Here is an 11999-nt window from a genome sequence, read left to right as displayed (position 1 = left end):
CAGCCTTCTTTTTAATCCTATAATCCTACAATCCTTTAATCCTATTCCTATCTCAATAATAGACAAACTCCCCATAATCAGAGCGAATAGTTACCTGTTTCTTTTCTGAATCCTCAACACGGCCGATAATTTGCGCATCTACATTGAATTCTTTTGATATTCTGATGATATCATCGGCTATTTCTGAAGGTACATAGAATTCCATCCGATGACCCATATTGAAAACCTTATACATCTCTTTCCAGTCTGTTCCTGATTGCTCCTGAATTAAGCTAAATAGTGGTGGAACAGGCATCATGTTATCTTTTATGATATGAAGCTTATCAATGAAGTGAAGTATCTTGGTCTGAGCACCTCCACTGCAGTGTACCATACCATGGATCTGAGACCGGTATTGATCAAGAATCTTTTTTATGATAGGAGCATAGGTACGGGTTGGGGAAAGAACCAGTTTGCCCGCACTGATGCTTAAACTTTCATTAAATTCTGTAGCAGGAATTTCAATAGTGTCAGTCAGCTTTTTATTACCTGAGAAAAGCAATTCATAGGGAACTGCCGGATCATAACTTTCAGGATATTTCTCTGCAATGTATTTATGAAAAACATCATGTCTCGCAGAGGTCAAACCATTAGATCCCATCCCTCCATTATATTCAGTTTCATAACTGGCTTTACCATAAGAAGATAGTCCGACTATCACATCGCCTTTCCGGATCTTATCATTCGAGATTATATCCGATCTCTTCATTCTGCAGGTTACTGTAGAATCAACAATGATTGTTCTGACGATATCCCCAACATCAGCGGTTTCACCTCCGGTTGAATAAATTCCTATTCCTAATTTGCGTAATTCAGTCAGGATATCTTCAGTCCCGTTAATCAGCTCCGCAATAACTTCACCCGGAACAAGATTTTTATTCCTTCCTATGGTTGATGACAATAAAATACTATCTGTGGCCCCAACACAAAGCAGGTCGTCAAGATTCATAATGATTGCATCCTGAGCAATTCCTCTCCAAACGGAAATATCACCGGTCTCTTTCCAATAAACATAGGCAAGAGATGATTTTGTACCGGCTCCATCTGCATGCATGATATTGCAGTAATCATCATCAGATCCCAGAATATCCGGGATAATCTTGCAAAAAGCCTTTGGGAAAATACCTTTATCTATATTTTTGATGGCATTATGCACATCTTCTTTATCGGCAGAAACGCCCCGCTGGTTATATTTTAGATCTGACATTGATGCAAAAATAGTACTTAGATGTGAGATACGGGATATGAGATATGAGATAAAAGATATAAGACATGCGATGTGAGATGTAAGATAGGAGATTAGGCTATAAACAACAAAGTTCCGCCGAAGCAGAACTTTGTCTCTTATCTCATATCTGAAATCTCATATCTACTTAATAAACAACAACTCTCTAAACTTAGGAAGAGGCCATTTTGTATCATCAACCAGTTGTTCCAATTTATCAACATGATAACGGATTGGTTCAAAGTATGATTTTACTTTTTCATCATAAGCGATAGACTTATCTCTGATATCTTCAATGTTATTAGCTTTTTTACGCTCATTAACCATTTCCAGATTCGCAGTTCTGATAAAGTTTACGTGCGTTGAAATTTTCTTGATTATCTCAAGCTGAGCATTGTAGGTATCTTCTCCAAGCCCGATCTCTTTCAAACCCTTTACGTTTTCGATCAATGTTGTTTGATAATTGATTGCAGTAGGTATAATCATATTATCAATCAAATCACCCATAACACGGGCTTCTATCTGAAGCTTTTTGAAATAGCTTTCCAGTAAGATTTCATGACGTGCATGCGACTCACGTTTGCTGAATACACCGGTATCTTCAAACAACTTATCAGTTTTAGGGTCTAATAAGACATCCAGTGCTTTCGGAGTGGTTTTAATATTTGATAAACCTCTTTTTGCTGCTTCCTTAGCCCATTCATCGCTGTATCCATTGCCTTCAAAACGGATGTTTTTGGATTCTTTAATGTAGCGTTTGATGATGGTCATGATCGCCACATCTTTCTTTTCGCCTTTTTTGATCAGTTTATCTGCTTCTGCTTTAAATTTATTTAACTGATCAGCAACGATAACGTTTAATATTGTCATCGGATTTGCTGAGTTTGCTGATGATCCAACTGCACGAAGCTCGAACTTATTACCGGTAAATGCCATTGGCGAGGTACGGTTACGGTCAGTATTGTCAAGAAGGATAGAAGGTATTTTTGGAATATTAGTCCACAATGCTGAATCCTGCTTCATTTTTGAAGTTACTCTTGATGTCTCGATCTCATCCAGTAAATCATTTAATTGACTTCCAAGGAAGGTTGAAATAATAGCCGGAGGGGCTTCATTGGCTCCCAAACGGTGATCATTATTAACTGAAGCAATCGATGCTCTTAACAAATCTGAATATTCATATACAGCCCTTATTGTATTCACAAAGAATGTAAGGAACATCAGGTTGTTTTTTGGAGTTTTACCCGGAGAAAGAAGATTCTTGCCTGTATTGGTAATCAGCGACCAGTTATTGTGCTTACCTGAACCATTGATACCAGCATATGGCTTTTCATGTAATAAAACCTTGAAGTTATGTCTTCTGGCTACTTTATCCATTAAATCCATTAGTAGTGAATTATGGTCGATAGCAAGGTTCATCTCCTCATATAAGGGAGCACATTCAAATTGTGAAGGTGCAACCTCATTGTGACGGGTTTTTAAAGGTATACCAAGTTTTATCGCCTCAATTTCCAGATCTTCCATATAGGCAAGAACACGTTCCGGAATTGATCCGAAATAATGATCGTCTAATTGCTGGTTTTTAGCTGACATGTGACCGAATAAGGTACGGCCTGTCAGATACATATCTGGTCTTGCATTAAATAAAGCAATGTCAACCAGGAAATACTCCTGTTCAATTCCCAGTGAACTGTTAACCTTTTCAATTCCTTTGTCAAAGTACTGAGCCACAGCAACTGCTGCCTTATCCATCAGGCTGATTGCCTTCAGAAGTGGAGCCTTGTAATCCAGAGCCTCACCAGTATAAGAAATAAATACAGTAGGTATACATAAGGTAGATCCTATAATAAAGGCGGGTGATGATGGATCCCATGCAGTATATCCGCGGGCTTCAAAAGTGCTTCTGATACCACCATTAGGGAAACTTGAAGCATCCGGCTCTTGTTGTGCTAAAGCCTCACCAGAGAATTTTTCAATCCCATGGCCGTCTGATCCTGGCTCAAAAAAAGAATCATGCTTTTCAGCAGTGCTTCCTGTTAGTGGCTGGAACCAGTGTGTATAATGTGTTGCACCTTTTGCCATAGCCCATGATTTCATTGCTGAAGCCACTTGCTCTGAAATACTTCTGTCAATCGGAGTGCCCGAGTTAACAGACTCAATAATACCGTTGTAAGCTTCCTTGGATAAAGTGTCTTTCATTTTTTTCTGGTCGAAGACATTTACACCATATAATTCAGAAAGTTTTGAGGATAGAGATTTTCCTTCAGGAATTGTCCTGGAAAGTACCGCATTTAATGCTTGGAATCTTAAAGATGACATCGTTTTGCTTGGGTTTGATTAAAATTTTGATAAAAATAAATGTTTTGATGCGTAAAAACATAAAAAATGTCAAAAAAAACATAAAAAAATCAAAAAAATTGATTAAAAATCAAAAAATTACAGAAAAAATCTGTTTTTGGTCTTCAGTTCTCTTAAAATCATCGATTTTTATTTGCGGGATGACAAAATGTGCTTTGTATTAAATATAGGCATAACCTGTCATATGAAATTTTGAAATCTTTCCTTAATGTATCCTGAAAGAAATCCTATTTCATATTCATCAAAAGAAAGCAAAGCTTTTTTCTAAATTTGGATTCCGGGGTATGTTAAGTCTGTACTGCTTGATCTGCGCACATTTGAGATTCGGGAATTCCTGTGAAATGGACTTAATCCCTGTTAATCAAATGCTTTTATCTTATTTTATTGAGAATAAATATGCTTAAATTGAATTCCATACATCATCTGGCAATAATATGTTCCGATTATGAAGTCTCTAAACACTTTTACACTGAAATATTAGGTCTTAAAATATTGAATGAAGTTTACAGAGCTGATCGAAATTCTCATAAACTGGATCTTTCAGTAAATGGCAGATACCAGATCGAATTATTCTCTTTTCCTGATCCTCCTGAGCGGGTTTCAGGTCCCGAAGCCAGAGGTTTGCGGCATATTGCTTTTGAAATAGACGATTTGACTCAATCTGTAAGTGAATTGAAAAGGATGGGGGTGATTACAGAAGAAATAAGGGTTGATGAGTATACCGGTAAGAAGTTAGTATTTTTTTCTGATCCCGATGGATTACCAATAGAATTGTACGAGAGCTGATGTCTTCTATTTTTCATTTCAAGCAGTTTAGAATTGATCAGTCAAACTGTGCTATGAAAGTAAATACCGATGGAGTGTTGCTTGCTGCGATGGCCGATTTCAAATGTCCTGCAAAAATACTCGATGTTGGAACAGGGACAGGATTGATTGCTTTAATGCTTGCTCAGAAATATACTTCGGCAATTGTTCATGCTGTTGAGATAGATCAGAGTGCTGCTGATACGGCTAAATTGAATTTCTTAAAATCTCCATTTTCGAATAGAATAGCATTATTCCACAGTTCAATCAAAGAGCATTTTACAAATAGTACTGAACAGTACGACCTTATTATTTCTAATCCGCCTTTTTTTATTAATTCACTAAGTTCTCAAAACGAGAAAAAAAGTGTTGCCCGTCATACAGATCTTTCTTTTTTTGAGGTATTGCTGACGGAATCAGCGAAACATTTAGATCAATCAGGACATCTATGTATTATTCTTCCTCTGGAAACTGCTGAAATGGTAAAAAAAATGGATTCCGGCTTAAAAGTTCAGAAGGAGATATTGATTTATTCATTTGCTGATTCAAAACCACATCGTACAATTATGGTTATGGGCTTTGAGATACTCGTTCCTCTAGAACAGAAAATCGTTATCTATGAGAGTAAAGGCGTTTATTCAATGGTTTATAGAGATCTTTTAAAGGACTATCTTACAATTTTTTAATGCATATTCAGCAATGAAAACAATCGGACTAATTTCAGATACACATGGATACCTGGATGATTCCGTTTTCAGGCATTTTGAAAACTGCGATGAGATCTGGCATGCCGGTGATTTCGGTACCATTGAAATTGCGGATCAATTGAATGCATTTAAACCACTCAGGGGAGTTTATGGAAATATTGACGGGCAGGATGTAAGGTCACAGTATCCCGAACATTTGAGATTCGACTGTGAAGAACTAAACGTTTGGATTACTCATATTGGAGGTTATCCCGGGAGGTATTCCCCGGGAATCAGAGAGGAAATATACCGAAATCCTCCCGGACTTTTCATCAGTGGTCATTCCCATATCCTCAAGGTTATTTATGATAAAAAAATAAGTTGTTTACACTTAAATCCCGGAGCTGCCGGAAAGCAAGGCTGGCATAAAGTTCGCACATTGCTTCGGTTTTGCATTTCAGGAGAAAAAATTCATAACTTAGACGTCATAGAATTAGCGAATAGATAACGTAAAAAGTACACTAAGTATATGAAGGGCATTTTAACATTAGGACAGTTCATTATTGAAAAGCAAAGCGATTTTCCATATGCAAAAGGGGAGTTGTCACGATTGCTGAGAGATATAGGAATTGCTGCAAAAATTGTTAATCGTGAAGTAAATAAAGCAGGCCTGATGGACATACTTGGGGATGTCGGGACGATCAATATACAAGGTGAATCACAGAAAAAATTGGATGTATTTGCCAATGAACAATTTATAGCTGCACTGAAGAGTGGTGGCGAATGTTGCATCGTTGCTTCAGAGGAGAATGATGAGTTTGTGCATATTGATGGCGAAGTTTCCAAGAACGCAAAATACATAGTAGCTATGGATCCTTTGGACGGATCATCCAATATTGATGTCAATGTAGCAGTAGGTACTATTTTTTCTATTTACAGAAGGGTATCAACAGATGGTAAAGCTACTATTGAAGATGTACTCCAAAAAGGTACAGAGCAGGTCGCTGCAGGCTATATAATTTATGGATCCTCAACTATGCTGGTTTATACAACTGGCAAAGGAGTAAATGGATTTACACTAGACCCTTCTATCGGAGAATTTTGTCTTTCACATCCGAAAATGAAGATTCCTGAGGATGGAACTATTTATTCATTAAATGAAGGAAATTACGTTCACTTTCCTGATGGTGTCAAGAAATACCTGAAATATTGCCAGGTTGAAGACCAGCAAACTTCACGTCCTTATACCTCACGTTATATTGGTTCTATGGTTGCTGATGTGCATCGTAATATGATCAAAGGCGGAATATTTATTTATCCTACCACATCAGGAGCTCCAAATGGTAAACTTCGTCTGGTTTATGAATGTAATCCAATGGCATTTATAATTGAACAGGCCGGTGGCCGGGCAACCGACGGATTCAATAGAATACTCGATAAAGATGTTACTTCTTTGCATCAGCGATCTGCGATTTTTATAGGGTCAAAGAATATGGTACTGAAGGCAGAGGAATTAATGCATAAATTTTCCCGAGAAACCCCTGATGAGAAAGCAGAAGCAACAATGGAGAAATTGGGTATAGTGGGAGGGATTGATTAAAGATTGAGTTTCAGCTCTTCTTTCTCAAAGTAAGTATCAATAAGAAGATTTTTTTGTTTTGAAGCCTGAACTGCCAGTTCATCGCATCGTTCATTCTCCGGATGCCCGTTATGCCCTTTTACCCAGGTAAAACGAATTTTATGTTGTTTGTATACTTCCAGAAATCTCAGCCAGAGGTCCTTGTTTTTCTTATCCTTAAAATTGGTCCTGACCCAGTTAAATACCCATTTTTTCTCAACAGAGTCGATAATATATTTAGAATCTGAATAGATCATAATCTCCTGGCCCGGATTTTTGATACTTTCCAGTCCGGTGATTACGGCGAGCAATTCCATGCGGTTATTGGTTGTTTTTCGATAGCCCTCCGAAATTTCTTTATAATGCTTGCCTGAATGAAGTATTACTCCAAATCCTCCTGGACCAGGATTCCCGCTCGATGCACCGTCAGTATAAATATTGATCATTAAAAATGCTTTTAAGGCGCAATTATAGTGATTTAGTTTTTAAGCGGATAGAATTACCGATCACAATGACATCAGAAAAAGCCATTGTTAAGGCTCCAACCATTGGGTTAAGAAAACCAAATGCCGCTACGGGTATCGCCACGACATTGTAGAAAAATGCCCAGAACAGATTTTGTTTAATCGTTAAGAGGGTATGTTTCCCGATTCTTAACATTTGATCGATAACTCCGAGCTCATTCTTTAACAGGACCACTTCAGCAGACTGGATCGCGATCTGACTGGAATCACTCATTGAAATTCCGACGTCAGAAGTGGTTAAGGCGGGACCATCATTTATTCCATCGCCCACCATTGCCGTTTTACCTCTTTTTTTAATCCTTTCAATGATCTCAAGCTTTTGATGTGGCTGAGTTTCGGCATATACCTCCTCTATACCTAAAATAGCAGCCAGATCTTCACATTTCTTTTTCAGATCACCGCTCAGTAAAACCGGCTGAATACCCATAGATTTCAGGGTGCCGATCAGTTTCAGTGCATCCGGTTTAATTTCATCCTCAATTTCAATTTTCGCAAGGAGGCTTCCATTCATTTTAAGGAAAAGGCTAAAATTTCCCTGTTCTTCTTCCGGATTTAAGATTTGTCTCGATCCGAATTGATAGGTATTACCCTCTGAATCAGTTCCGCTCATTCCGAGGCCCTTTTCTTCTGATACTTTCGTGAATATTATTTTTTCAGGATTCCCTGCACTAAGTTCTGAAACCAGGGATCGTGCAATGGGATGATTTGAATAAGCCTCAATACCATAAATAATCGATTCGGCTTTCTTCTGAGAAATCTTTATACTCTCGATCTTTTTGATTTTGAAGTTTCCGGTTGTGAGAGTCCCTGTTTTATCAAAGACCATATATTTTAACTTCGCTATCTCCTCAAGCGTATTTCCACCCTTGATTAGAATGCCATTTTTAGCCGCCCTGCCCAATCCAACCATCACTGCAGTAGGTGTGGCTAAACCCATAGCACAGGGGCAGGATATAACCAGAACAGCAATTGCATTCAGCATAGATTTTTGAAAGCTGAGATCGAAGGAATAATAGGCCAAAACAAAAGTTAGAACAGCAATACCAACTACTACAGGCACAAATATCGCAGCTACCTGATCTCCAAGCTTCTGAATTGGCGGTTTTGCCGACTGTGCCTTTTTCATCAGATCAATGATCTGGGATAAAATAGTATGTTTTCCGGTTTTAGTTACCAGGATGTGGATGCTGCCCTTCTCAATCAAAGTACCACCGATTACCTTGTCGTATTTCGACTTCTCTACCGGCAGACTCTCGCCGGTAAGCATCGATTCATTAACCGAGGCTTCACCCCAGATGATTTCCCCATCCACAGGAATTTTATCACCTGAATTGATGACCAGTGTATCCCCCGGGACTACTTCCTGTGAGTTTATTGTTATTATTTCTCCATTGAGCAGTTTATTTGCCTTTGCTTCCTGAAATTTCATCAGATCTCTTACAGCTGATGTGGTTTGTGTTACAGACCTCTTTTCTAAAACATTTCCTAATAGCACCAGGGTAATAATGGTTGCTGCAGTCTCATAAAACAAAAAATCAGGACCCAAATTCTGAACTGTCCCATACAAACTATAAATAAAAGCTGCACTCGAACCGATAAAAATCAGTACATCCATATTTGGGATTCCATTCTTTAATGAATTGAAAGCACTTTTGCCGAAATGAATACATCCTAAAATATAAACCGGAATACATAAGCCTAACTGAACCAAAGGGTTGTGAAGCCAATGAAAAGGCAGAAACATATGTGAGAAGAGGGGAATAGTAAAAATGAGGCTGAAATAGAATTTGTTCTCCACTTTTTCGAAGAATTTTTCCTGAATAGGGATACTTTCCTCACTTACCTTATAACCTAAACCTTCGATATCCTTGATAATTAGTGGAGTTTCTGAAGGGTTACTGGTTTTGAATTTTACCTCATCGTTCGCAAAATCAACATAGATATCCTGCAGCCCCTTTTTTTCAAGTAATTTATGGACTGATAACGCACAGTTATTGCAATGCATACCGCTTACCTGAAGTTCAATCAATTCTTCTTTTTCCATAACATGTCTTTTAAGAGGCTGTATACAAATTTAATACTTAAGAAGGCTAAATGTATAAGCTCAGAATATAATGTTCTAAATATGACAGGAACCTCATGTTTAGATTAGGGCTAAACTGAGCTTAAAGCTGTTCTGGAACACCATCATGCTGATTATCAGTATTGAAATTTAATATAAAAAATTTGCAATATCTCCCGAAATGCTTAGTTTTGCAGAAATAAAACGGTGGCTGTAGCTCAGTTGGTTAGAGTATTGGTTTGTGGTGCCGAGGGTCGTGGGTTCGAGCCCCATCAGCCACCCGATTTGGAAAGCAGTTCAGAAATGAGCTGCTTTTTTTTTGTTCCAAGAATTTTTAAGGCTGTAGCTCTTCAGATAGTTATAGGGATGGTGAGATTTCGCGATAATTATCGGGAGGTTTGTGGTGCCAAGGGTCGTGGTCCCGATAGCTATCGGGACGAGCCCCATCAGCCACCCTTAATAGAAAGGTCTTAGTTAAAACTAAGGCTTTTTTAGGTTATTGCTACCCCGATGGTAATTGGGATGCTTAGAGTTCCTGATTGTTATCGGGAGGTTTGTGGTTCTTTTTTTATTTACACATCCCTGGAACAAAATTTTCTCAATAGATTATCTAAAGAATCTTTGCACGATTCTATTTATCAAAATTAGCCCGCAATTTATTGACATAAGCTATATTTATTTATATGTTAATTCAGCAGTTTGAAGTTCTTCCAGAGTTGCAGTCCTACGTAAAACTGATATGCACAATGGACTGCGATAATGGCACTGATACTAACCATATCCGTGTTTTACCTGATACTTGTGTTGAGTTATTTCTGAACTACACCAGTACACCTCTTGCTATTATTGGAAATGAATTATATGATAGGAGCATTGTAACCTCCCGGATGAGCCGTTATTCGGATGTGCAGATGCGCAAAGGCGCTGGTTGCATAGCCATTTGTTTTTATCCCGGAGCAGCATACAGATTTTTTAATTTACCGATGCATTTGTTAGCCGACAGAATTTTAGTGTTGTCTGATTTATGGAATAGTATGGCGGGAGAGATAGAGAGCAAGCTGGCTGATGCCTTTAGTCATAATGAACGTTCAGCTATTGTACAGAAGTATCTCTTGCAGGAATTGACACGAAATGAACATGATCAGCAGATAGCCCATTGTTTGGAGAAGATCCGGCGTTCAGCTGGACACATTCATGTAAGCCAGCTCAGTAGCGATACCGGCATTAGCCAACGCCATCTTTCAAGAAAATTTCAGCAAATTGTAGGTTTGTCGCCAAAGGAATTCCTGCGTGTCTGCAGGTTTATCAGATCGCTTGATCACCTGAAAAAGTATCCTTTACTTTCTTTAACCGAGGTAGCTTATGAAAGTGCTTATTACGATCAGGCGCATTTTAACCGGGATTACAAGTTCTTTACAGGACATACGCCAGGGCAGGTTGCTCTCGCCTCACATATTTTATATTGATGTCCGTTTTGTACAATTTGGAATGACTGGATCTTTTCAATTTTGCCTGACAAAAACATAAAAAATATGCGAAAACTTATATTGGGACTGGCCATAACTTTAGATGGATATATTGAAGGGCCAAATGGTGAATACGACTGGTGTTTTACAGACCAGGACTATGGTTTGAATGAATTCTTTACCCGTGTGGATTCTATCTTCATTGGCCGTAAAAGCTACGAAATAGCGCAGAAGCACGCCGATAGTAATAATGGAGAATCTATACCCGGCATGCCGGTCATGAAGGAATATGTATTCTCCAGAACACTTAAATCAGTAAAGGAAGGTGCTGTGCTTATATCCGAAGATAGTATGACAGAAGCGCGAAAAATAAAAGAACAGTCAGGTAAGGATATCTGGCTTTTTGGCGGTGCATCGCTCACAGATGCACTTTTTAAAGAAGGATTGGTAGACGAATTATGGCTGTCAGTACACCCTATACTGCTTGGTAGTGGTAAAGCTCTTTTCCGTGAAAAGGAAAGTCATACTAAAATTACTCTGCTGGAATCCAAAGCTTATGAGACTGGTTTGGTATCTCTGCGATACAGTATTGATAATTAAGCATTTGGTTTTAGAGCAGATCAGGTTCAGAACCTGTCTGTCCTCTTTTATTTTGAAAATATCAAATGCAAACAGCTCTTAATTTAAAATTAAAAAAAATACCATAGCGGGGAAATATATCTACATATTGGGGTATATTCTCTTCAATCTGGGAATTCCATTCCCGTTAATTCATTCATTTTAAGCATTTGGCATTGATTGCTAAATGGCATATAAATTGTCTTAAATAAGTGCCCCCCAAAGGGCATGTTTTTCATAGGTAGATGTAGGGTCGAATACTAGTTATTCGGCCCTTTTTTTTGCTGTTGCAAGTTTAGGTTCTGAATAGGGGTATGCAGAATCAGTATAAATGAGAATTAATATAATTCATTTGCATTTCTGCCCAATAAATCATAGTTTCATATAGTTTTCCTGATCATAATATAGTGGGAATTAGCTAATCAGGTTTTTCTCCTGGTCTTCGAAATCTCTTGAAGCTATTTAACTTTTAAGAAATATTATCCTTTCAATAATTCCGAAACTTAATTAACCCGGTTTCACTCGGGAACCCTGGGGGAATTGTTCGTATTTTCTTCGTACCAGTTCTGGGACAGTTCCGAGACAGTTCCGGGAAGGCT

10 protein-coding genes and 1 tRNA gene are annotated in these 11999 nt (G+C 38.2%); 7 read left to right on the top strand and 4 right to left on the bottom strand.

From position 1 onward, the window contains the following. Positions 1-52 precede the first annotated feature (52 nt). Both VGE44_RS08770 and VGE44_RS08765 read right to left on the bottom strand, forming a co-directional pair. Complete coding sequence (locus VGE44_RS08770; protein ID WP_331078053.1) at positions 53-1246, bottom strand: AIR synthase related protein; 1194 nt, start codon at positions 1244-1246, stop codon at positions 53-55. Between the two features lie 162 nt (positions 1247-1408). Further along, a complete protein-coding gene (locus tag VGE44_RS08765; RefSeq protein WP_331078051.1) occupies positions 1409-3583 on the bottom strand; it encodes a glutamine synthetase III in 2175 nt (724 codons plus the stop codon). Positions 3584-4018: 435 nt separating this feature from the next. Here VGE44_RS08765 and VGE44_RS08760 point away from each other — a divergent pair, with 435 nt between their 5' ends. From VGE44_RS08760 to fbp, 4 genes are read left to right on the top strand one after another with little or no spacing between them, the layout of a single operon-like run. After that, on the top strand, positions 4019-4408 hold the full coding sequence (locus VGE44_RS08760; protein WP_331078049.1) for a VOC family protein: 390 nt from the start codon (positions 4019-4021) through the stop codon (positions 4406-4408). A gap of 53 nt (positions 4409-4461) precedes the next feature. Further along, positions 4462-5112: a tRNA1(Val) (adenine(37)-N6)-methyltransferase gene (locus VGE44_RS08755; protein ID WP_331078047.1), complete on the top strand. Its 651-nt coding sequence runs from the start codon at positions 4462-4464 to the stop codon at positions 5110-5112. A 13-nt stretch (positions 5113-5125) separates the two neighbouring features. Further along, the gene (locus tag VGE44_RS08750) at positions 5126-5620 is read left to right on the top strand and encodes a metallophosphoesterase family protein (RefSeq protein ID WP_331078045.1); all 495 of its coding nucleotides are present in this window, start codon (positions 5126-5128) and stop codon (positions 5618-5620) included. A gap of 21 nt (positions 5621-5641) precedes the next feature. Next, complete coding sequence (fbp, locus tag VGE44_RS08745; RefSeq protein WP_331078042.1) at positions 5642-6712, top strand: class 1 fructose-bisphosphatase; 1071 nt, start codon at positions 5642-5644, stop codon at positions 6710-6712. On the opposite strand, the gene rnhA is transcribed toward fbp, so the two are convergent. Both rnhA and VGE44_RS08735 read right to left on the bottom strand, forming a co-directional pair. Next, complete coding sequence (gene rnhA / locus VGE44_RS08740; RefSeq protein ID WP_324483939.1) at positions 6709-7176, bottom strand: ribonuclease HI; 468 nt, start codon at positions 7174-7176, stop codon at positions 6709-6711. The genes fbp and rnhA overlap by 4 nt on opposite strands. 22 nt (positions 7177-7198) lie before the next feature. Further along, on the bottom strand, positions 7199-9298 hold the full coding sequence (locus tag VGE44_RS08735; RefSeq protein ID WP_331078036.1) for a cation-translocating P-type ATPase: 2100 nt from the start codon (positions 9296-9298) through the stop codon (positions 7199-7201). Between the two features lie 225 nt (positions 9299-9523). Here VGE44_RS08735 and VGE44_RS08730 point away from each other — a divergent pair. From VGE44_RS08730 to VGE44_RS08720, 3 genes are all read left to right on the top strand, one after another. Then, positions 9524-9597 (top strand) — tRNA-His (locus tag VGE44_RS08730). 402 nt (positions 9598-9999) lie between these two features. After that, positions 10000-10782 (top strand): helix-turn-helix domain-containing protein, encoded by a 783-nt coding sequence (locus tag VGE44_RS08725; RefSeq protein WP_331078034.1) that lies wholly within the window; start codon positions 10000-10002, stop codon positions 10780-10782. Between the two features lie 66 nt (positions 10783-10848). Next, a complete protein-coding gene (locus tag VGE44_RS08720) occupies positions 10849-11382 on the top strand; it encodes a dihydrofolate reductase family protein (RefSeq protein ID WP_331078032.1) in 534 nt (177 codons plus the stop codon). The last annotated feature ends 617 nt before the right edge of the window (positions 11383-11999 follow it).

Origin of the sequence: Daejeonella sp. (assembly GCF_036405355.1) — a bacterium.
Taxonomy (GTDB): Bacteria; Bacteroidota; Bacteroidia; order Sphingobacteriales; family Sphingobacteriaceae; genus Daejeonella.
This window is presented reverse-complemented; position numbering and strand designations above follow the sequence as displayed.